At 37.0% G+C, this 23,970-nt stretch carries 20 protein-coding genes and 1 riboswitch; of the genes, 3 read left to right on the plus strand and 17 right to left on the minus strand.

Annotated features, from left to right (window positions below; all coding sequences use genetic code 11):
* Positions 1–9: 9 nt before the first annotated feature.
* From yqeK to PTI45_RS15215, 10 genes are all read right to left on the minus strand, one after another.
* Positions 10–1,170 carry a bis(5'-nucleosyl)-tetraphosphatase (symmetrical) YqeK gene (gene yqeK / locus PTI45_RS23740; protein WP_083243555.1) on the minus strand — a complete coding sequence of 387 codons (1,161 nt, stop codon included), beginning with the start codon at positions 1,168–1,170 and terminating at the stop codon, positions 10–12.
* A 35-nt stretch (positions 1,171–1,205) separates the two neighbouring features.
* Positions 1,206–2,945 carry a glycoside hydrolase family 2 protein gene (locus PTI45_RS15175; protein WP_069328443.1) on the minus strand — a complete coding sequence of 580 codons (1,740 nt, stop codon included), beginning with the start codon at positions 2,943–2,945 and terminating at the stop codon, positions 1,206–1,208.
* 128 nt (positions 2,946–3,073) lie between these two features.
* Entirely contained in the window at positions 3,074–3,928 is an 855-nt protein-coding gene (locus tag PTI45_RS15180) for a Cof-type HAD-IIB family hydrolase (protein ID WP_069328444.1), read from the minus strand.
* A gap of 257 nt (positions 3,929–4,185) precedes the next feature.
* Positions 4,186–5,880, minus strand: coding sequence for a M3 family oligoendopeptidase (locus PTI45_RS15185; RefSeq protein ID WP_069328445.1), 1,695 nt, complete (start codon positions 5,878–5,880; stop codon positions 4,186–4,188).
* Positions 5,881–6,026: 146 nt separating this feature from the next.
* On the minus strand, positions 6,027–7,019 hold the full coding sequence (locus PTI45_RS15190) for a TRM11 family SAM-dependent methyltransferase (RefSeq protein ID WP_083243557.1): 993 nt from the start codon (positions 7,017–7,019) through the stop codon (positions 6,027–6,029).
* A gap of 167 nt (positions 7,020–7,186) precedes the next feature.
* Positions 7,187–8,650 (minus strand): NAD(P)/FAD-dependent oxidoreductase, encoded by a 1,464-nt coding sequence (locus PTI45_RS15195; RefSeq protein WP_069328446.1) that lies wholly within the window; start codon positions 8,648–8,650, stop codon positions 7,187–7,189.
* A gap of 64 nt (positions 8,651–8,714) precedes the next feature.
* Positions 8,715–8,814: riboswitch (purine riboswitch) on the minus strand.
* Positions 8,815–9,228: 414 nt separating this feature from the next.
* Complete coding sequence (locus PTI45_RS15200) at positions 9,229–12,738, minus strand: DUF5704 domain-containing protein (protein WP_069328447.1); 3,510 nt, start codon at positions 12,736–12,738, stop codon at positions 9,229–9,231.
* Positions 12,739–12,753: 15 nt separating this feature from the next.
* Positions 12,754–13,965: an S-layer homology domain-containing protein gene (locus PTI45_RS15205; RefSeq protein ID WP_069328448.1), complete on the minus strand. Its 1,212-nt coding sequence runs from the start codon at positions 13,963–13,965 to the stop codon at positions 12,754–12,756.
* A gap of 386 nt (positions 13,966–14,351) precedes the next feature.
* Complete coding sequence (locus PTI45_RS15210) at positions 14,352–14,960, minus strand: MSMEG_1061 family FMN-dependent PPOX-type flavoprotein (protein ID WP_069328449.1); 609 nt, start codon at positions 14,958–14,960, stop codon at positions 14,352–14,354.
* Positions 14,961–15,096: 136 nt separating this feature from the next.
* The gene (locus PTI45_RS15215) at positions 15,097–15,453 is read right to left on the minus strand and encodes a hypothetical protein (RefSeq protein ID WP_069328450.1); all 357 of its coding nucleotides are present in this window, start codon (positions 15,451–15,453) and stop codon (positions 15,097–15,099) included.
* A 324-nt stretch (positions 15,454–15,777) separates the two neighbouring features.
* Here PTI45_RS15215 and ymzB point away from each other — a divergent pair, with 324 nt between their 5' ends.
* Together ymzB and PTI45_RS15225 are read left to right on the plus strand one after the other, a co-directional pair.
* Positions 15,778–16,119, plus strand: coding sequence for a protein YmzB (gene ymzB, locus PTI45_RS15220; protein ID WP_069328451.1), 342 nt, complete (start codon positions 15,778–15,780; stop codon positions 16,117–16,119).
* Between the two features lie 279 nt (positions 16,120–16,398).
* Complete coding sequence (locus PTI45_RS15225; RefSeq protein ID WP_069328467.1) at positions 16,399–17,892, plus strand: glycoside hydrolase family 30 protein; 1,494 nt, start codon at positions 16,399–16,401, stop codon at positions 17,890–17,892.
* Between the two features lie 153 nt (positions 17,893–18,045).
* Here the strand turns inward: PTI45_RS15225 and PTI45_RS15230 are convergent, their stop codons facing one another.
* The 6 genes from PTI45_RS15230 to PTI45_RS15255 form a co-directional block, all read right to left on the minus strand.
* The gene (locus PTI45_RS15230) at positions 18,046–18,531 is read right to left on the minus strand and encodes an NUDIX domain-containing protein (RefSeq protein ID WP_069328452.1); all 486 of its coding nucleotides are present in this window, start codon (positions 18,529–18,531) and stop codon (positions 18,046–18,048) included.
* 187 nt (positions 18,532–18,718) lie between these two features.
* The gene (locus tag PTI45_RS15235; protein ID WP_069328453.1) at positions 18,719–19,570 is read right to left on the minus strand and encodes a PPK2 family polyphosphate kinase; all 852 of its coding nucleotides are present in this window, start codon (positions 19,568–19,570) and stop codon (positions 18,719–18,721) included.
* A 108-nt stretch (positions 19,571–19,678) separates the two neighbouring features.
* On the minus strand, positions 19,679–20,542 hold the full coding sequence (locus tag PTI45_RS15240) for a CHAD domain-containing protein (protein WP_069328454.1): 864 nt from the start codon (positions 20,540–20,542) through the stop codon (positions 19,679–19,681).
* Positions 20,543–20,666: 124 nt separating this feature from the next.
* Positions 20,667–21,428: a class I SAM-dependent methyltransferase gene (locus PTI45_RS15245; RefSeq protein ID WP_069328455.1), complete on the minus strand. Its 762-nt coding sequence runs from the start codon at positions 21,426–21,428 to the stop codon at positions 20,667–20,669.
* A 259-nt stretch (positions 21,429–21,687) separates the two neighbouring features.
* Entirely contained in the window at positions 21,688–22,029 is a 342-nt protein-coding gene (locus PTI45_RS15250) for a hypothetical protein (RefSeq protein ID WP_069328456.1), read from the minus strand.
* A 74-nt stretch (positions 22,030–22,103) separates the two neighbouring features.
* The gene (locus PTI45_RS15255) at positions 22,104–22,331 is read right to left on the minus strand and encodes a hypothetical protein (protein ID WP_069328457.1); all 228 of its coding nucleotides are present in this window, start codon (positions 22,329–22,331) and stop codon (positions 22,104–22,106) included.
* Between the two features lie 404 nt (positions 22,332–22,735).
* Between PTI45_RS15255 and PTI45_RS15260 the strand changes: the two genes are divergently transcribed.
* Entirely contained in the window at positions 22,736–23,050 is a 315-nt protein-coding gene (locus tag PTI45_RS15260; protein WP_069328458.1) for a helix-turn-helix domain-containing protein, read from the plus strand.
* 17 nt (positions 23,051–23,067) lie between these two features.
* On the opposite strand, the gene PTI45_RS15265 is transcribed toward PTI45_RS15260, so the two are convergent.
* On the minus strand, positions 23,068–23,970 hold a 903-nt coding region (locus tag PTI45_RS15265), incomplete at its 5' end, for a retron St85 family RNA-directed DNA polymerase (protein ID WP_069328459.1).

Here is a 23,970-nt window from a genome sequence, read left to right on the forward strand (position 1 = left end):
TACTGTTCATCACGAACGCAAGCTGATGTCATATCCTATCTGATAAAAGTCAGCAAGGTCTTGTCTACCGGTAGTGGATAAGCGCTTAATTGCTTCTTCAATACTCACTACATCTACTACAGAGACCTGTTCTCCATCTGGAGGATTAAGTGGTTGATGATTGAGCTGTACCTGTCCATAGACAGTAAGACGAATAAAAGAAGGATGTGGAATATACGATCGATAAGGAGTCTCGGCAGAAGAGATACATTGAAAATAGCCGAAAACATGATAATCGATAAGGGTTGCTCCCATTTCTTCCATAACTTCACGCTCAAGAGCAGTTACATAATGTTCTCCTTCTTCCAATGTTCCTCCTGGCAATTCCCAGCGTCCATCTTCCAATTGCATGATCACCACTTGATCGCCTACCATCGGTACAATCGATATGTTACTAATCTGTGCAATATCTATTTCATCTAGCGAAGTAATTGGTTGGAATCTTGCTGTAACCGGTCCCCAAGAAATAGGTTGTGAGAGCGCTGGTAATGTACTTAATAATTGCCCGGTTTGCTTCATATCAAAAACCGATTTTGCCGCTTTGAGCCATGGATGAAGTACCATCTGCTCTCGTTGTTGCCAGATATAATCCAAATACACTACAATCGCATCATCTAAAGAATGCTCTGCGGCAGATTTCATCTGATGAATAAAAGGAGCCGAATCTTCTGATGCCCAAGAGCATTTATCCGCTACAAATAGAATTTTATCCATCGTGCCAAGCTCAGCTTGTAGTGTCGTATGACAAGTAATCGCACTTAACAGATCTGGCTCATCCAAACCGAACCATTCCGCGGCTAACCAGCTGGATAATTTCTGATGCAATACATAAGGAACTTGTCGTTCTTCATCTAATATTTCGATCCTTAGTTGCTCTGCCAGTATAACTTTCTCATGGTCGGTCAATAGTGTACTGAGATCATGTAAGTACCCTGCATATTGAGCGGTATGTTGATCTGCTCCATACCGTTCTGCCAACATTACCGCTTGCTTTGCCACATTCAGACTGTGTTGCCATGTATCTTGTTGATGATTTTTGTCAAAGGTATATTCAATATAATCAGGTATAGATTGTTCTGGATGATAAGGTTCTAAATATTGCGCTAACAGTTGCTGAGCTATCTCGTTCATTACTTTTTCCACTCTCCATCCAACGCATTCATCTCTTATTTAAAATATCGTGTTACCACTTCATATGCAAGTTTGGGACGACGATAACCATCTACGATTCCTTTATTGTTTTGTGTGCGTGCTCGCATCATTGGCCAGATCCCTTCTTCCGTAACACGACAATCACAGAATTGCCAGATAAACATCCCTGATATAAATGCTCGCTCATTATATGCTCTCAAATTACTTTCAATAATATCTGCTTGTCGTTCTTCTGTGCCTTTTACACGATTAGGTGAACGATAGCCATAAAATCCATCTGCTCCAAATTCACTCATTATCATCGGTTTACCTTTTCCACCTGCTTGATCTGCCCATTGGCGTGCTAGATCGCATAATTCCCCGGGATCTTCATCCCCATACCAACCTGGATAGAGATTAAAAGATACAATGTCTGCTAGATCAAAACAAATCTCATTTTCCCGATGATGAGAAGCAAAGCTAAGCGGTCGACTATGATCTAAGCTACGAATCTGCTCCAATTGACGTTGATAATGAACTCGACCTTCTTCTTGATCACTTGCACATTCATTTAGAATGGCCCATATGATAATCGATGGATGATTGTAATGTTGAGTGACCATTTCACGATTTACTTGTTCACACTGCTCTATAAATTGCGGATGACGCATATCTTCGATACTCAATCCACGAGCATGATTTTCTTCCCATACCAGTATTCCATATTCATCACATAGATCAAGAAAACGTTCATCATTTGGATAATGACTGGTACGAACGGCATTTGCACCTGTATGAATCATTAATTCTAGATCCTGTACCATCAATGCGATAGGAAAAGAAGCACCGACCATCGGATGATCTTCATGGCGATTAAACCCTTTTAACACAATAGGTTGGTGATTCAGTAACAACTTCCCTTCATATGTATTGATCGTTCGAAATCCTACCCGTTCCACCCAATCATCTACAAGTTCTAACGTGTTCGACTGATGCTGATACCATAAAGTCTGCCATTCATAAAGATAAGGATGCTCACAGCTCCATGACTGTATATTGGAAAATGTGAACGTGTGCGTAAATTCCAAATATTGTCCAGCTTTTAGCGTGATTTCTGGTAATTGTTGCTTCCAGAGTGTGGATTGCTGAAGAGGCGATAATTCAAATTGGATGTGCCCTTTAATATCATGATCTGCATGAGACTGTAGAGCTATCCGCACGTTTGCTTGCCAGTTTCCTTCTTCATCTGTTGTCCAATCTTCTTTGATAGGTGTAAATTGAACCCATTGAATGGAGCAACTTTGTAGCGGAAGTATTTCTATTATGACCGGACGAATCATACCTCCATATGTATAGTAATCATTAGGAAGATGAAGGGCAGAATGTTGACCAAATGAATTATCGACTTCTACACACAATTCATGAGCACCCGGCTCTACATTCATAATAGTCGTATCGAATGCTGTATAAGCATTATAATGCTCAGCTACTTGTTGTCCGTCCCAATAGACTTTAGCGGTATGACTCACACCTTTGAATAGCAGCCGAACATGGGCTGTATTGTCGATATAAATCGATCTGCGATATATCCCTTGTCCGCGATAAGTCAACAATTGAGGATGCATTTCCCAACAACCGGGTACAGCAAGCTTGTAATCATAATCTATACTTTCAGCTAATCCGTCTGTTGATAACGCTCTCATTTTACCAAATTCCCATAGACCTTCTAGTGATTGTCTAGCCCGAATACGATGATTTTGAAATAATCGATCCATAATGCACTCTCCTTTGATCTATCCGAATGTACGATTAGCTTAGCATAACAAAAATACAGAAACCAGCACAAAAAAGAAGCAAACCTATTCTTTTAGCCTATAGCCAAAGAGATGGTTTGCTTCACATTTTATCTAATTACTGGATTATATTGTTCAGTCCAGCTCTGTTCAACATGATCAATAATTTCAACCAATGCTTCTTCATTATTTGTTTTTACCGTTATCCAATTGGCCACTTGTTTGAGATCTGAATGTGCATTTTGCATCGCTACACCATGCCCTGCTAGCTTAATCATTTCTACATCGTTCAAATGATCTCCTACAGCTAACACTTCATCAGGCTGACTACCTGTCATCGTAATTAATTGTTGTAAGGCTGTTCCTTTGTTTATCCCAAAAGGCAATATTTCTAAAATGTCATGTTCTGATTTAACGGTATTTAGAAATTCAATCTGTTGCTGAAAAAGAGTTAACGATTCAGGCTCGCCCAGTAACATCATCTTAGTAATTTGTTCAGCAATATGTTCTAATCCCATCAAAGTAATCACTTGTACTTCCACTTGCTCTTTATCAATCCAACACTGGATTCTAGGCGTAATTCGTGTGCAGTAAATCTGTTCCTGATGAAATACAAGCAAGTCCAGATCAAAGGGCTGACGAATACTATAGTAGTGATTAAATATCCACTGTACATGCGATTTAGAGACAAATTGCTCTTCAAGAAAGCAAGCTTGTAGCGGATCATAGATCTTGGCTCCATTGTATAGAATCAGAGGATTGGTTAGATGCAATAATTCTATAAACGGTTGTACGCTCATTAGCGATCGACCTGTAGCTAAAGTAAAGTATCCTCCACGTTCTGTAAATGTCCGAATACGTTGCTGAATATATGGAGATATCTGTTGGTGTGTATCTAGTAAAGTGCCATCTACATCTGATACGATCCAACGAATAGGCATATGCATAGACTGATCGATAGACATCGTTAGCCCCCTCAATATATAAAATATGTAAAGCATCGGTTAGTATAGATGCACATTCATTGCACCAAAAGAATATTTGCCAAGCAATCAGGTTACGTTATCCATCTTACAAGTCAATTGTTAGCCACAGTATCATTTTGTGCTGTTAATTTGTTAAATGCAAAAAAAAGACTGACATGGATCAAAGATCGCAGTCAGCCTTTTTGTACATCTATACATTTATTGATATGAAAATCTTGTCGCTTGATTAGTAGAATTTACAATTTCTTATCGTCTACTTTATTCAACCAATCTTCAATATTACCAATCACTGAAGCTACACAACCGTCTTCAAATGGAGACGTCAACCCGCCTACTTTCACAAGGTCTGTAAATGGTTTGCTTCCACCTGCACGACATAATTGAAGATAATCATCCCATGCTGGTTTCTGATCTTCATTCATCCGTTTCCAGAATTGGAAAGCACAGATTTGAGCCAGTGTATAATCAATATAATAGAATGGGGATTCATAAATATGACCTTGTTTTTGCCAGTAAGCTCCACTTTGCAGATATAGATTATCGCTTTGATCCCAGAATGGTAGGTACTTCTCTTCTACCGATTTCCAAGCCGCTTTACGCTCTGCTGGTGTGAAGTCTGGATTTTCATAAATAATATGTTGGAATTCATCGACAGCGACTCCATAAGGAATAAAGATTAACCCGCTGGATAAATGATCGAATTTGTATTTCTCTGTATCTTCTTTGAAGAACAATTCCATCCATGGCCATGTAAAGAACTCCATGCTCATTGAATGAATTTCTGCGGCTTCTGAGGTCGGCCATGTGTATTCAGGCACTTCAAAATGACGACTTTCATAGACTTGGAAAGCATGTCCTACTTCGTGTGTCAGTACATCAATATCGCCCGATGTTCCATTAAAGTTAGCAAAAATAAATGGACTTTGGTGGTCATTAATAAAGGTACAATAACCGCCACCCATTTTACCTTTTTTACTTAACAAATCCATCAATTCATGTTCCATCATAAATTCATAGAATTCATTAATTTCTGGCGACAATTCTTTATACATTTGTGCACCGTTTTGGATAATAAATTCAGGATCACCTTTAGGTGTCGGATTACCTGTAGGGAAAGAGTACTCTTGATCAAAATAAGACAAGCGCTCTAATCCCAAACGCTCACGTTGACGTTCTTTCAAACGCGCTGCTGCTGGGACAATATACTCTTGAACTTGTTTGCGGAAATTAGCTACTTGTTCAGGACCATAATCGGTACGTCCCATACGTGCATATCCTAATGCTGTAAATGTTTTGTATCCTAGCTTGTGAGCAATCGTTGTACGAATCTTAACTAACTCATCATAAATACGATCCAATTCTTCGCCTTGTTCAGCAAGGAATCCATAACGAGCTTCGCCTGCACGTTGTCTCATATCACGATCTTTAGATAAACCAAACGGTGCTAATTGAGAAAGAGTACGTTCTTCCCCTTCAAACGGAATTTTAGCTGATGCAATCAATTGAGCATAAGCAGTCGTTAACTTATTTTCTTGTTGCAAATCTGCAATAATATCTGGATGGAATGTTTTAAGTTTCATTTCAGCTAATGCGAATAGGTGGCTACCCCATTTTTGCTCTAATTCGGTACGGAACGCAGAAGTAACCAGTGCCTTATAATACGTGTCTATGTACTCTTGAAACAGAGGATCGATTTCATCCATGTAATCTTGCTCTGCTTTATAGAATTCATCATTCGTATTAATAGAATGGCGAATATAGACAAGTTGTGCTTGAGTTGAATACGTATTGAACAACTTGTTAATTTCAGCCATCGCACGATCCTGCTCTTGAAACGTAGTTGCATTTACAAATTGACTTAACAATTCATCAAATGTAACTTTAACCGCATCCAAATTCGGGCGTTCGTAAGGAAATTCACTAAATTTCATAGGGTATACATCCTCTCTGTATGTAAGCTCCCGGCACATACCGGTTGTTTACATGTTACTAAATTTCACACACAATTTATAGTTTTTTTATCCAATGGTCGAATAAATAGTAAAAATTGCATCTATAGTCTCATATGAACTTGATGTTATTGGCAAATAAATAGATAGCGTACAAATTTTCCTTTGCGAATATGGCAGACTTCGATCACTTGTAAGCCTACAGCTTCGATAGAATCTTCTATAGATTCTGTCGCCAGAATAAGAATACGCTCTCCTAGACGTTTGCTACTGGCAAGCATATTTAATCGTTCTTCGCTGCTTAGCACAGAGCACAAATTATAAGGTAAATCCAAAACTAACGCATGATAGCGTCCTTCTAATTCTCGCATATCTGCTATCTTCACAATATCTGGCATACCGTAATAAGATAGATTTTCACGTGCTCCTTGCACTGCTAAAGGATTAAGATCATAACCTATAATGTCTATACCCATAGATAAAGCTTCGATCAACACCGTTCCTATGCCACAACAAGGATCAATCATTGTTATTCCTGTAGGTTGTGGAACAGCAATATTGACGACGGCTCTAGCGACTCGTGTACTGAGTGCTGTAGAGTAATGTTTGGGCTTATCATTATGGTGAAGCCAAACAGGTTCAGAAGCTATACATGTTCCTACAACCCAGCGATGATTGGCAAATGTAATCCCTAGCATGATTTGCGGATTTTTCATTTGAGCTTTGCCGCGAATATTCATGCCTATTTGGCGTTCTATCGAACGTTTTTCATCATAGGTAAATAACTGTTCTGCATCAAGGCACATTAATTTGAATGTCTGCTCTTGTAATTGGATGCTCTGTACTATCATTTCCAATTGTTCTAATGTGTTAGCTTCATATTGCACAGCTATCCGATAGTGGATAAAAGGGCTACGATTGGGAGATATAGCCATGTTCGTTTCAAGATAACGGTCATACAATGTGGATTCCGATGTTCTATAGGTAAATAACGAACGTAATTCTAACTGACATAGCTCATACTCATCTTCATGACAAGCATAAGTATAGATATAGGAAGCGGCATGTTCTGGATTCGATTCATCCGGTGTATCAGATGAAGATGGTGATGGATGTAGCACGATATTAACCTCTTTTCGTTGTTCAACTTCTATTGATTATATCAAAGTATAATGAATTAAAAAAAGATCAGATGCACTTATCAAAAGTGATCTGATCTCTTGTCATGAATCTATCCGCATCTATATATCTATAGAATAAGATGATCATACCGCCACATTTATTTTATTTATACTACAGTAGCAGGTACTTTTGTGGTTGCTCCTGCTTTGCTAACCATATTACGAGCAATCCATACTCCTGCCGCGCCTGCTTGTGCTAGTCCACGGGTTACCCCTGCACCATCACCACCACAATATAGACCATCAATTTCAGTTTCTAAATGTTCATCTAACTTTGGACGAGCAGAATAGAATTTAGCTTCTACACCGTAGAATAATGTGTGTTCAGAAGCAATACCCGGTGTTACACCTTCTAACGCTTCTACCATTTCGATCAAGCTTTTCATTGTGTTATAAGGTAAGACCAATCCTAGATCGCCGGGAACCGCTTCTTTAAGTGTAGGTTCAAGGAATCCTTCATTGATCCGTTCTCTAGTCGAACGACGACCACGAAGAATATCACCATACTTCTGTACAATCACTCCACCACTAGATAGATCATTAGCACGACGGCAGATTTCACGAGCATATTCATTGGGTTTATCAAATGGCTCTGTAAATTTGTGCGATACCAGTAGAGCAAAGTTCGTATTCGCAGAACCAAGTACCGGATCTTTAAATGAGTGACCATTTGCCGCCATCACACCACTATGATTCTCAACGACCACATGACCGGAAGGATTACTACAGAATGTTCTTACTCTTGTCCCAACTGAAGTATTGAAAATAAATTTACCTTCATATAAATGTTCATTGATCTGACGCATCACCACATCAGACGTTTCAACTCTCACACCTACATCCACCTGATTATTGTACATTTTTAGGCGACGTTTTTTCAAAATGTCGGTTAACCATGCAGAACCATCACGTCCGGGAGCAATCATCACCATCGGTGCTTCATAGGTCTCTCCTTTTTTGGTAGTGATACCTGTAATGCGATGTTTACCTTCGATTTTGGTCGTGATAATATCTTCTACTTCTGCTTTGAATACCATATCAATGCGTGAAGTTAAATAACTATAGATAGATTTTAAAATTTCCAAGTTCTGCTCGGTTCCCAAATGGCGAACTTCGGCACGAAGCAATTTCAAACCTGAAGCATATCCACGTTGCTCAATATCGCGAATAGTATCTGTTGTAGGGTCGGTAATATTACGAGTAGCTCCATGTTCTAGATTGATATCATCCACATAACGAATCAATTCCATTACTTTCGAAGGGGAAAGATAATCGGTTAACCATCCTCCAAACTCAGTAGTAATATTGAATTTACCATCGCTATATGCACCTGCTCCACCGAAACCTGCGGTTACTGAACAAGCGGGTAGACAGCCAGCATAATCTTTTTTACCTGCGGGAGGTGGACATAATTGAATCTTCTCTTCCATAATCGGACAACTGCGACGATGAATATCATGCCCTTTATCGATCAACAATACTTTCCAATCCGGTGCTTGACGAGTCAATTCATAACATGCAAAAATCCCTGCTGGTCCTGCGCCTACAACAATACAATCATAATGGTTCATAATGTCCTCCTGAGTTGAGTAATATGGGGTGAACGCACAAAAAAATCCTGACTGTTGAATAGATATGCCAAAGCACACTATTCGTAGTCAGGAATTTATGGTCCCTTGTAGAAACCCCCAAACCTTATTTTCGGGGATATACGAATATATTAGATATCAAAATCATTAAAATGTAGGATCAACAAGTCATTGAATATAACACGATCATTTACGCTGTAACTTCTATTCTTATTGTACGAGTAAGATGTATTCATACTAAGTATTGATTAAGATCATTGCGTAAAAATACCACTGTAGCGCCTATACATCTGCATTGGCTACAGTGGTATCTTACAAAAAAATAAGCGAACGGTCAAGTGTTAATTTGAATAATAGTTCGTATAAATTGATTTTATATGTTTATTATTTTTTAATAAAAGTATATTTATCGCTAATTAACGAACATTACTTATTATAAAATCTGCGATCTTTCGTCATTTTTTTTATTTTCCCTCTTTTGATTTTTGTTCTTCATTTTCCTTTAGACTTCTGCATTTGGTTGATGGTTTATCATCTATCATTTGCTATAGATTTATATTTTAATGCGTAACTGACGATTGAAAATCATTACGACTGCCTTTATTTGTATGATAGAAAAGTACATCTCCATCGTTGAGTTGAAAATCATATCCCCAAGGATCATTAAATTGCTTTTGAAATCCTTCCAATTGCCATTGGTTCATAAGTGGTGCATGGATATATTGTAGATGAGGATGATCGGTATCTCCTTGTTGGATCGTTTCAATATCAAAGTTAACCACAATATATCCATCGGTTAAAAAGACAGACGAATGTTCATCTAATCCTTTGGCACCGTTATTTACTGGATTATTTTTGTTGGTACTATCTGTACTTTGTTCAGCAGATTGTTGTCGATTGGTATTTGTAGAACCGGTAACGTCTTGCAAAGATGTCCCTTGTTTGACTACATATACATCTGACGGCAAGCTGTATTCTCCATACCACTTTTGTACAGCAGCCAAAGAACGCATTGTATTATTTCCTTGAGGTAAATGTTGTTGTGGACCGATTAATGTACGTAATGGCTGAGTCAATAATAGATGGGTAAAGTTACCGATATTGACTTTGCGCGTATGACTGGCTTTGCTGAACATTGCAATCGCTTCTTCTGGATTAGTCGGAGTAACAGGTATGACGGACAAAGGTGATTGTTCATCTTGAGTCGCTACCGTTTCCCATGAGAGTCCGGTAAGATCTTTCCAGATGGACGATAATGCACGTTCCCATGCTGTATTCCAAAATGAAGTCAATGGTGTAGATGGTTGAGAATGAGACACTTTATTTGGTATTTTAGACGGCAGTGCTTGTTCTTGTAAAAGAAGATCATACATATACAAAGCCGTATTTTTCAATTCTTCTTCAGGTACATGACGTGTTGGATCATTTAAAATGGTATACCGCTGTACCGTATCTTGAGGCGATCCTATTTTAATCAAATTCTCTGTCGCTGTTGAATAATACACATCAACTGGAAAAGGAGTGCCACCTTGCCGTGGTACATAATGAAATGTAGGTGTAATTCGAATGCCATCTTTTGAACCGAACATATTCCCTTTTGTTTTCAAATCAAATTTAAAGTGATATCCTGTTTTGACTGCTAGATTTCTGTAAAAGGGATGACTTCCCTGACGTACTGGTAGTACATAAGGCGCTGTATTTCCACGAGGTGCTCCATCAATACCATTTTCCCCCACCCAATACGATGTTCCATCAGGTACAGCTAGATTTTGCCACGGATGGAATACGATCTGCCAGTTGTAATCTGCAATATCAGTAATATGAAAATCATAAACACGACCGATCACTTCTACTGCTACACTTTCGACAGCTACATGGTTATCTAATGTTACATTGGCATTGTGCTGTACGGTAAACGAAGATGGTGCATTTTCAGCAATCGTACGGAATAAAATATCGTATTTACCTTCATCTACCCAGACTGGCAAAAAGAATGTTGTATCCAATTGATTAACAGGTACATCTACCCATGTGTTTTTAGGAATAAATGTAGTCTGCTCTTTATTATAAGTGTCAAACGGAAATTGAACCTGCTTTGTACGTATATACTTCGCATAGTCTCGATTGCCATAACCCGGATAATTAACATGCTGTCCACCAGTAGGAATACGCACTGAAAAAGGACGATCCAAAATAAGCGCTGAACTGTACGCATCAGGTACTGTTTTCTGATTATGCTTCTGATCATCAGACACCAATGAATAATTGACTACAGGGGTATGGACAGTAACCGTATTGATTCCATTAATCGGGAATGTCTGGTTAGCTCCGCCATCAATATTTCCCGGTAAAAGATTATATTCGATCGTACCTGTACTTGGTGCATTTTTTAGATTCGTTTTGGTTTTGGGAATCATATGGTTAGCACTATAAAGCGTATCTTTGCCAATCATAGTAGGCATAGGCAGCGCTTTAGGCGTTGGCCCTTTTTTGATCGTTCGCGTACTATCCATAATGATTTCATTGTTAAACTTCAGATTATCATTTTCTACTTCTACATTATCTACAGCATTTTCAGCTTTTCTTTTCATATCGCTGCTTTCATCTGGAATGCTAGGACGGCTACTTCCACTTTTCGTCAAGTTTTTGGTACCTCCATTCTGATTACCAGGATTCTTAGGAGCATAATAGGTACCTGTAGTTAAAACAGAATAAGATGGCGGTATATAGTTGTTAGGAGAAATTATAATCTTATTATCTGCAAACGCATAGTTATTCAGCGTAGCTTGCTTAATTCCGTATACTCCCAATTGATCGATTTTCCAAAATGCATACGGTCGCTGAATATCAAAAGAATAATTAACTGTTTTGGTATCTTTCTTCTCTCCATCATCCCATTTTAATTTGTACGTTCGTTTAACCGATATTCGATATGTACATTCCCCTGTATATTCTGTAAAGGTATGTTGAGAAAGATAATTCAATGCAAATACATTACCATATAGACTTTCCGAGGTCGGAATCCCTTGAGCGACATCGAACATTTCGCTTCCTCGTCGATCGGCTTTGATGATCGCGGATACCATTGGATCTATGTATTTTCCAGTTAATTGCTGACCTGCTTGAGGAATCGTACATATTGCTGAAGGACCTGTTGTCGGTGGCTCTTCGGCTGCACCTACAGTGATAGTAGCACTATCTTTGAGACTCCACGGATCTTTTGACCAATATGCTGTAATCTGCGCTGTTCCTGTAGCATGGGCAGTTACTTCTCCTGTAGCAGGATCCACACTTGCAATCGCAGGATCAGACGATTCCCATTTCGTCTGATCTCGATGTGTCACATCAATCCAGTTATCTGTAAATTCTTGTTCATTGTAAGCTTTCGTACGTACTTCAACAGTTAGTTGTTCGGTATCGTCAATTTGCAATGTTGCATCCGATTTGACTTGAATTTCTTTCTTTTCGACGACATGTCCGGTGTAATTGATATTTAAAGGCGTATAATATGCAACCCACAATTTTTCTGTATCATCTTCACGTTTTGCAAATACTCCAATTTCATTATTTATATAACCATAACCAGTTTCAGTAGAAATAACTGCAAAAATATCACCTTTTTTGTATTTAAGACTTTTTAATTTGTAACTATTAATTGGAACTTCATCTATAGTTTCGAAACCTAAATCAGAAATATACTTCTGATTATAAACCTGTCCAAGTGTATCATGCATATCTTCTGGTGGATATTTTTCAACGGTGATCTTATCTGTTACTTCTGTAGGGACAGGACGAGCATTTCTTCCACTTCCTTGTCCTTCTACTTTGTAGGTATCCATGCCTTCATTTCTCGAAGCAGTCCATTTATACTCGTCTGTTTGTGTCCAAACAACTTTAGGTAATGGTGTAGATGCTCCTTTTAAGGGTATTTTTAAGGTTTGAAGCTTTGCGAATTGTTTTGGCACTAATTCAATATTATTAGGATAATTTGTTTCTTCTGCCGAATATATTATATTTTGAGCAGAAAAAAATATAATTCCAACGAAGAATAATATAAATACTTGTTTCATATTAACCGCCTTTAATTATTTGTTATCTAACACAACAAATCTTGACCCATCTGTTGTTATATAAGAAGCATCCGGACTTGATATTAAAATATTATTAGCTACCCATAAATTCACCCCACTATTGTTATTAACGTATTTTTTGAATACTTCTTTTGTTTCAAATACTGGTAAAGTCGTATATCCATATTTATCAGGTAAAGTATTTTGTATAGCAGACCCTACTGCAATTTTGCTTAAACTACTATTCATATAATGGGATAGTCCAAAGTCATTAGCTGTAGGATAAATAGTTTGATTTTCAAATAAAGTGTATACATTATTATAGTTATATTTTTTATCTTCTTTCCCTACAAATACAGACGCATAAATCCCTTTTTTATTATTCCAATCTCTACTATCGACAAAGATTAAATAATTTAAACTAGAATAACCGGCTCCATTGCGAAACTTCATTTTTTTCCCTTGTACATTCTTAAAAGAAGTTACTCCACTACTAAACGGAGTAATCACTTCCATATTCGTTCCTGTCGTACCTACAGCTCTTAACTCCTTCAATCCCGTAAATGAATCTGCTGATTGTTTCTGTACATTGGCTAACCGCACCAAAATAACAGCTGCTTCTGCGCGTGTAGTGGTTTTTCCGCCGCCGAAGGTTCCATCTGCATAACCAGACATTAAACCTGTTCCCATCATCAGGGATACATAAGGGTATTCGCTTTTACTCATGGTTTTTTTAAAATATTCCGCTACCGGTACGACTGTATCTACAGTATCGGTAAGGGCTTGCTTATAATCTGTACTAGCTGTTGCTAGACCAGAAGACATCCATTTTGCCATTTCTTTGCGAGTAAGGGGAGTGGTCGGCTTGAATCCATTGGGATAATCAGAAGGAGTCAAAAATCCTTTAGCTACCGCTTCATTCACTTCTTTTTCACTCCAATTGCCTGCAAGGTCTGCAAAACTGCCTTTACCTTCGGCTTTCTCATTCACAGACACACGATCTAGCAAAACAGCGAACTCGGCACGTGTGACTTGGGCACCCGGCTTGAATGTACCATCTGCATATCCTTTGAAATATCCTTTAGAAACAGCTTCATCGATTGCTGTTTTTGCCCAGTGAGATGAAGTAACATCTTTGAACGTAGTAGCATTGGTTGTCTGCATCAAAGGACTTAACATTACCGAAAGTGTTGCTACTGCGAATACGGAACTGATTAATTTTTTCATTTTAAAATACTCCTCTATCTTTCAAATTGTGATATGTAGTTGCTGTATTTCTATTCCAATCGTAATCTTTTCTTTTAATAGACTAATCTAGGTATTTAAGACTAAATGGTATACCACTTGCATCATTATATGGGATAAATAGGATTCTTCCAAGTACTTATTTAGTTAGCATATATTTCTGTTAAATTCATATGTAATCACAAAAAAGCGGACTACTCCCTGAAAAGGAATAATCCGCGTGCTTCGCGAGAATATAGGTATTAAGACATAGTTTTCATTTCGGCAAGAATAACATAAAATAATAAAGCTGTAAACCCATTTCTTTTTATACAACAAAAAAGAATGGACTGCAATCGCTCCATTCTTCGCTTCCATGCTTATATCATTTACAAAACAATACCGTTCATTTTCAAATGAGCAATAAACATATCTTTGGTAGACGGATGTTGTGTAGCATCTACCCATTCTTCTGGTTCCCAGGCGTTTCCTGTTTTGAGCGCTCTTGGACAATGGATAAAACATTCTTCCACTTCCACGATAATACCAAGCCCCATCGTTTTGCCTGTCCAATTCATTTGCTCTAGTAATGTACTGTCTTTGGTAATTCGGGCATGCCCATTAACACGTAACACTTCATTCATACCGGGAATCAGGAAAATCATACCGACTTTAGGATTGCCTAGTATATTTAACAACGAATCTGCACGTCGATTACCATGACGTTCAGGGAAAATAATTCGTTGATCATCCAACACTTTCACAAATCCTTGCTCATCTCCACGTGGAGAAACATCGCATTTGCCTTCTTGATCAGAGGTAGATAAGAAAAATAGTGATGATAGTGATAAGTAGTAAGCAATATGTGGATCAATAGACGCAACCGTCTTTTTGATAATATGTTCATGAGGAACTCCAGTAAATGCTCTTAATTCTTCAATCGATGTAATATAGGTTGTAGATTGTTCTATGTTCGCTGTATCGTTAGACTTGTTCATATTACCCTCCCTTGTGCTCGGTTGGGTTTATCATAACAATCTATAACACAGGTGTCCATATTCCTATACTTCAATGGCTCTTCAAAGTATATTTATCAGTAACTACACTACATCTATTAGAATCTCATTTTACCGCCTAATCTCTACGTATCCCTTTAAATGAATTAAAATATAGGTTAAACGAGATAAAAGACGTATTCAAGCTATTTATATATTCTAGATTTTTATATATTTTGTCTGCAATATGGTGACATTCCTCGGTTGAACGTGCGAAATGACTTCCAAAATATTTTTGCATAATCCAATAGACTTGGTTGCCTAATTCTTCAGCAGACTTCATATAAGGAAGTATTTTGACAATATGATCGATTTCAATCGAATATTCATCAGGTAAGCACCATTCGATCAGATTCATCGGATTCCAATACATCATATGTTTCTCTACCATGGTATATATATCTTGATTAAATGCCTGATTCGGCTTATTGTTCATGATTAACCTCCTACCCGGATAGCTATCTATCCAGAGCGTGATCTCTTTCTCTAATTTACTCTGTTATCAGGTTGTTGAATCATATTTGGCAACTATATTTATAGACTGTAAAATAATTTACTTTTCTACAAAATACTGACTAAAAAAAGTATCTCTTATTCTGCTTCACCTGTAAATATGGTAAAAGTCCCACTTGATTGCCTATTCGTGCATTTCCTGAATTACATATCACCCGATTCCATAAGCATCAGAAAGGGTAAATAAAGCATTACAAGACCTAACTTGCTTTATAATACTATTTCTAATACAAAAGGATGATGAATCATGGAACACGAAAAAGACGTACAAACACTATCAGACTGGTTGAATAATCATCTTAAACGTACCATCATTATCAAAAAACATGAATTAGATGATACCGATGAAGTTCATTTCACAGTCACTGAAGTCGATATTCGTAGTGAAGATAACGCGATTGACGATTATGTAGAAAGCTCTTTGATTTTGCACGGAGAAGGTTCTACATCGAATGCAGATGGCGATAATGTTCCTCTTCCGCAAAATACGTATGAAATTGCTTTACATGATCTTCGCATTGATCATATAGATGATACTCATGTTAAATTAAATACAGAACGTGCTCAATATGCGTTAACAGCTAAATAATCATCTATACTCAACTTTATGTATATATTATTTGATCTCAAAACCTCTTTCGGCTAGATCGATATAAGATTTATTTCTTATTCGTTCTCAAGCAAAAGAGGTTTTTTGTCGTCTTCTTATTCTTGTATTTGTATAGGCGATTCTATGGTTTATCTGTGTATTCCTACGATTTGGCACTTACACCCTCTAAAATAATTGTAAAAAAAGGTTTATTTTGCTAATATCAATCCCGAAGTTAGTAAACGCTTACAAAAAAATGTGAAGAGGGTGTATATGTTCATGTCTATGTTCAAAAAAAGCCTTAATCTTGTTTTGTTAAGCTCGTTGATGATTACACCATTATTATCGGTACCTGCACAGACGTATGCAGCCAATGAATCGGTAGAAGTCTGGTTAACGACTGCTGATCCCAATTCAGAACCTGCTGTCGGACTAAGCCCAGGTGCACGTCTTACAAAGAAAGCAAATATTAATTTCGCAACTACCACAGGCAACGCAGACTATACGATCAATGTAAATGAAGGCAAAACATATCAAACCATGGATGGATTCGGTGTTTCTTTAACAGATTCATCTACATGGTTAATGAATTACAAGCTTAGTAGTGGCAAACGGGCTGAAGTAATGGAACGCCTTTTCGGCAATACAGGTATAGGCATGAGTATGCTACGTCAGACGATGGGTGCTAGTGACTTTGCGTGGAGTACGTATACTTACGATGATACAGCAGGAGATACTTCTCTCAGCCAATTCTCGATTGCAAGGGATCAACCTTATATTATACCTATGACCAAAGCAGCGCTTGCCAAAAATCCAAATCTTAAAATTATCGCTTCTCCATGGAGCGCTCCAGCTTGGATGAAATATACAACCAATGACAAAAACGGTACAGGTAAATTACAAGCACAATACTACCCTACCTATGCTAATTACTTTGTGAAATTTATTCAAAGTTATCAAGCACAAGGGATTCCAATCTATGCAGTCACTCCGCAAAATGAACCATTATTTGAACCTGGACGTTATCCGGGCATGAATATGAATGAGCAAGATCAGATCGGTATGATCGGTGACTATTTAAGTCCAGCTCTTAAAAATGCAGGTCTTAACACAAAAGTAATCGCTTATGATCATAACTATGATAACTGGTCTTACCCGAATACAGTTATTGCAGGGCTTAAAAATAGTGGCAAATCAAGCGCTGTAGCTGGTAGTGCTTTCCATCATTACGGTGGCGACTATACAGCAATGACTTCGATGCATAATGCGCATCCAGATAAAGATATCTGGTTTACAGAAGGTGGATTTGGCGATTGGAATGACAAAGTGGACGGCTCCACTCAAGGATTCGATAATATGATCAACGAATTTATCGGGATTACTCGTAACTGGTCCAAATCGATTATCTTGTGGAATGCTGCTCTAGATCAAAAAGATGGCCCTAGTGTAATCGGAGATTACAATACCAACAAAGGTATGATTACGATCCAGAACTCGGATAACAGCAACAGTAATCCAGAAGATAAAGTCACCTATAACAAACAATATTACCTTTTAGGACATTTCAGTAAATTTGTCGTTACAGGAGCTACACGCATTGATACCAATTCATCTAACGATATCCAAAATGTAGCGTTCAAAAATCCAGATGGCACAAAAGTGGTTGTATTGTACAATTCTCAGACAGCAACCAAAACAGTTAAAGTACAATGGAATGGTCAGTCTACCAACTATACCGTTCCTGGTAAATCGGTTGTTACGTTGAAATGGTAATACGTATACTCTCTGTAACTAACATGTAAACGTATAAAGCTCTGTTCCTCTCTTCATTCCTATGTTGCTATAGGTGTGTTTGAAAGGGACAGAGTTTTTTTATGTTATGCTATTCCGTTTTGATCATCTATACCTGTAGTTATTATATTACAATTAGTTTCGAAGTATTCCCTGCTGCTGATCTTGCTGACTCAAATCTTCAAATAATGGACGTTGTGCAGGATTAATCTGCTCGATATTCATTTCTTCTATCGGATAAAATACAAATGTCACCGACTCATGATCATCATCTTCAAATAACAACGTTTTTCCATCTGAAGCGATCTTGTCTTCCAGATCAGCCACTGCATCGAAAATAAACATTACAAATACCACATCATCTCCACCGGGGTAGGTATACTTCAATCGTTCTCCGCTATACACAGCATACAAGGTAGAAGAAATAACCGCTAAACCAGTCTCTTCTTTCACTTCACGTATCATCGTTTCTTCAACCGTCTCGCCTGCATGCATACCACCACCTGGTAGACCCCAATCGTTAGAATCCGCACGCTTTTGCCATAATATGCGGTTATGCTGATCACGAATAATCGCTCCACCGGTTACAATAATCTGACGCTCTTTATCTGAATGTTCCATACGATTCCCCTCTTTTCTTAATAAAATAGAGTTTTTCATAGAGTTATTCTAGGTAATCAGCTATTAAAAAATGCTGGCTATATGGCTGTTAGTAAAATCCAACAGTATATAACACAGCATTCAGTTTATATGCGTAATTTGGCTATAGATCACTGAAATAGTTCATTGAGTTCATGATCAATCGTACTTATTTTTTGTCTTTCAATAATTTCTCACGTTCTGCATACATATCAGGCAAGTGATCTTGTAACTTCGGATTAGGATCAGGATAAGACAAATCCAAATCTTCCAGTGTGCGTACTACAATTTGTAAAACAGCTAGATCACGATACCAACGATTATCAGAGGAAACGATATGCCATGGATGATCTTTGGTCGCTGCATTAGCAAATACATCTTCATAATACGCTTGATAAGTATCCCAAGATTTACGTTCTAACAGATCACTTTCATCGAATTTCCAGTTCTTTTTCGGATTTTCGATACGTGCAATTAATTTCTCTAGCTGAAACTCTTTAGAAATATGCAAAAAGATTTTGACTACTTTCACGCCATTATCGTCTAACATTTCTTCAAAGTGTCGTATTTGTTTAAATCGTTGCTGTGCCTTTTTATCTGAAATTAATTTATGCACACGTGTAATCAATACATCCTCATAGTAAGAACGGTTAAAGGCTGTAATATAACCCAGTCCAGAGACTAACTTGTGAGCACGCCATAGAAAGTCATGGTCTAACTCTTCACGAGTTGGTGTCTTAAAGCTATGCGTCTGCACACCTTGTGGATGAGAGATCGAAAAGACTTTGTTAATCACGCCATCTTTCCCACTGCAATCCATGCCTTGAAAAATAAAAAGAAGCGATTTTTTCTTGCTTGAGAATAGCTTGTCTTGCAGCTTCTCAAATCGTTTCATCAGCTCTTTAGTTTCTTTTTCCGTATCTTCTTTGGATGTGTACTCGCCAGTGCTTTTAGGATCAATCTTCTTCAGATCAATCTTATCTCCTGTTGCCAGTACCCAGTTCAATGGTCGCTTGGACATATCTATCGCTCCTTTACTAAAAAACGTTTCTTTATCTATATAACCGAAACTGTTCTAAAAAAAGCAATAGGTTCCAAAAGGAGTCCTTTTACTGCTTTGCACTATATTTTAAAGAGCTTGTTGTTCATGTATCGCTTCATTCAATTCTTGTTGTAATTGCTTCATAAATGTATTCCATGTGTCTTCGTCAACTTTTAGCTTTTTGGGATTGAAATCTTCCAATGTTTCTACCCATACTCGCTTATCATTAATATGCCCTAATTGAGTCTGGATCTTTTTGTACACTTCTTCCGAATCCCGGAACTTGGAACTGAGTGCAAATTCAGCAGCAGACGCGGTATACCGAATTTCTTTAGCAGCGATCCGCAATTGATGCAATTCATGCAGTGCTTCAACAGAATCGATACCTTCTGTTTTAGCGGTCTGGCGATACGTACGCTTTTGTTGTTCATAAGCGATCTCAAGTTCACGCATGATCCGATTCACATCTGCTTGCGCCGCTAACGTTTCCAGATGATCTTCGATCAATGTTTTCCATTTCTTTTTAAGTATTTTGCCTTGGAGCTTAGGTAATTTTTTGGCAAGCTTGGTGCGGTACTCTTTGCGTTCTTGTTTGTGGGCTTTAATAACCGCTTTGAGCAGATCAGCTTCATCTTTATGGTCATCTGCTTTGGCATCTTCTTTACGTTCTTTGAAAGCATCAATCATTACATCGGCATCTCTAACTTTACCGAGTGCTTTTTGTGATTTTTTCAATAAAGGAATCAATCCTGCTTGATCGGAAGCATCCAAAATACGTAACAAGGTCATCAGCTTACGACAATTCACACGTGCTTGATGTACATCTTCATCATCAAAATCTTTCACTGCTTTCTGACCATAGCTCAAAAACTTATTATAATGCTCTTCTAAAACGGTCTGCCATTGCGTCGTTTTACTTTTAGCTAAGCCTGTCGTTTGAATAGTGGTCATCGATATTCCTCCAGTTGGATGAATCGTTATTATCAAAGGTTTGTATACTATTTAACACATTCTAACCTTATTGAGTCATATCAAGACGATACTCTTTCATTATAGAGGATTGGCGTTCACTAAGCTATTTAGCCTGGGCATGTATCACAAAGCGATGTTGCTTCACTTCAAAGTAACCTTGCTTTTGAATTAATAAATGAATAGCATATAGGTCATCCATATGTTCTTCGATCTGAAAGTTCGGAATTTGCCATGGAATTGCTTTGAGATAATATAATAGTGCTCCAATATCATAAAATCGTTCCGTTGAAAATTCTTCTTTTCGGTACACTATTTCAAAGTGATTCTTTTCAAGTTGTGCGACTGCTGTTGCTAGATTCCATTCGATAAATTCTTGATTAAGAGGCTTATGTAAATGTTGGTTAATCTGCTGGTCATTCAGTCCACCTACTTGCTGAGTCATCAACCATCCATCTTTTTGTAAAATTCGTCTAACTTCACTTGGGCTATAAGCTTCATGCTGATTGATAATGAGATCAAACTGTTGATCAGTAAATGGTAAATAATCATCGTTATCAATTTGCACGACCTTTACACCTAATGGCTCTAATCGTTCCTTAGCAATCGGTACATTAGGAGCATAAGCTTCTGTTGCATAAATAGATGGTGGAAACGGTTGCAAGCTTGATAAAAATTCTCCGCCACCTGTTCCCATATCTAACATTGATTGAGATTGTCTGATATGGGGTACGATCATCTGTTCAAAATTCCATGATAACGGTTGTACTTTCATTCTTCCACTATCTGTAACCCATGAGAAATTCCATCCACTAAATTCCTGCTCTGCATCTTTGACATATTTCCAAAATATTGGATCTTGTATCATTTTGTATGACTCCTTTTTATTGGTAATATAGACAGTATAGTTGATAACTAGCTAAGAAAGGAAGATTGGATGAGTATGTATTATAGAAAAGAACATTCATATACTTAGTGTAGTTCGCTCAAATGCTGCCATAAATTATTTAAATGAATAGAAGAATATCGTAGAGATGCAGAATATTTTGAACTGTTAAAAAGCAGTGCATGTTAGTGAAATCACTTACGCTTCAGCATAGAAAATAAGAACCTACTATTATAGGCTCTTATTTGGCACTTCCTTGAATAAACGTTCTAACGACCATTTCCAATCGTTCGACCATTTCAGCAAGTTGTTCATCACTCATATTCTCTATCGACGAATGATCATTCATATCCAGATGCCAGATCACACTTTTCAGGATGTAACTGTATGTAAAAAAGACCTGATCCATAAGAGAACGCTCTAACGTAGGATAATCTTGTGACTGCTCTGTAAGTTGAGTAACCGCATCAACATATTCTTTGAACGCCGCTATATTGAATATATTCTTTTCATGGAGATCATGAATAAAGCTTCCTTCACTCCCTTTGAAATTGTGTTCAATAATTGTTCTTGCGTCATACATGATTCTATTCCTCCTGCAAAAGTATAATTCTTATATTGATACAATATCGCATTCCATCTATGTACCAATCTACATTATACTTGAAAAGCACCTGTCATTCCTGTTTGCAAATGAATTGCAAATCGTTGTAATACATCTTGAGCTTGGTGCTCTTGATCGTATTCGCCTACAGTAAAAGCAGATTCAACCGACCCATTGCCAACATAAGCAGAAATCACGAATTTATGATCTGCCGTTTCCAGTTCTAACGTGAGGACAGTTGCATCAATAAATGTTGTACCGTCTTGGCTTCTGATCCACATGGTTAAGTGCTCCTTTGATTGGGTTAATATGTATTTTTAGAAAAGAGTGCTAAAGGTTCGAGTATGGGTATACTCCGCCTCGTCAACGGATTATCCTTATCGTCGCTGTTGTGATTGGATATCTGGATTAACCGCTTATCGCAGAAGATATCCAATCACAAAGGCGAGCGCTTCGCTCTTTCAGGACAATTCCGTTGCCTTCGCTCTGAGAATTTCAAGGAAATTCTTCTATCGTAATTTTTAAATATAGCTTGTTATTTTTGCTGTATCAGCAAATAAATATCGAAAATCATTATATATATTTGATATTTTAAATATTTTTTTCTAATTTAGCAATAAATAATTTTCTGTTTTAGAAAAGTGATATTATTTATTTGCTATATTAGAAAGGAAGTGTAATTACAGTGAAGACTGGAGAAAGAATTAAATTGCTAAGAGAAGAAGCTGGTCTTAGTCAATTGGACTTATCTAAATCAATCCATATCAACAATAGTGTATTATCCAGAATTGAATCTGGAAAAAGACCTGTAGAAGACCATGAATTAAAAACAATCGCTGACTACTTTTATGTAGATGCTGATTTTTTATTAGGTCGAAAAGATATACCACGAATGAATGATGAGAATAAAGGTTACATAGATCATGCACTTGGATGGACAGATGAGGAAAAACAAATTGCTGAGGCTGTAATTCAAACTTTAAGAAAACTAAAAAAATAAAAACCTGAATGAAGTTATTAGTAATCCCAATCTATATCATTTAAATTATTTAACATATTTTCTCCTTCTTCTTGTTGAATCATTTTTATAAAAAATGCCATTCCATATAAATGTTCTTTATAATTTGATTTTTGAATACCAATTCTAGCTAAATGGCTATTTACTCCAAATCTTTTACAATAATATATTTGCTGGCGTAAATATTGTTTTGTTTCTTTGGGTACAGACAATTTATTATTCACAATTATTCCAGTAACTTCTTGACGTTTATTAGAGTACTGAATTCTTGTCTTTCTTTCATTAACTTTAAAACCTTCTTCTATAAGAATATTTTTAAAAACTTTCAAATATTTAACTAGATACTTATTTCCTGAAATTGTTATATCATCTGCATATCTACTGTAATCAGCCTTTAATTTCTTGGCTAGTAACATAAAACGAACATCTAGCTTATAGCTGATAATATTTGAAATGTATGGACTAGTAGGAGCTCCTTGAGGAAGGCTACCTTTATAAGAACACAATTTGGATAATAGAAAAGATACTTCATTTGTATAACCATAATATTTAAAAATAAAGAAAACATCATTATAAGTTATAGATGGAAAAAAGTCTTTTATGTCCATATTTATTACACAATCTTTATTAATATGCTTTTTAGCATTATCTATGATTGACTTTTCTTTAACAAAACCAGTACAAACTTCTGAAACTGGAATATTATATAAAATATTATCTAAAATCCATCTTTGTATGTATTTTAATCCTTGAGCGGGTATCGATATATCTCTATATTCTCCCAATCTTTTTTTAGGAATAGATATTTCTTTATAAAACATTTCAGTTACCATGAGAATTTGAAAAATATATTCTTTTTTTAAACCTATTAATTTAGCAAAATGATTTTTATCGAATATAAC

The sequence above is a fragment of the Paenibacillus nuruki genome (genome assembly GCF_001721045.1).
Taxonomy (GTDB): domain Bacteria; phylum Bacillota; class Bacilli; order Paenibacillales; family Paenibacillaceae; genus Saccharibacillus; species Saccharibacillus nuruki.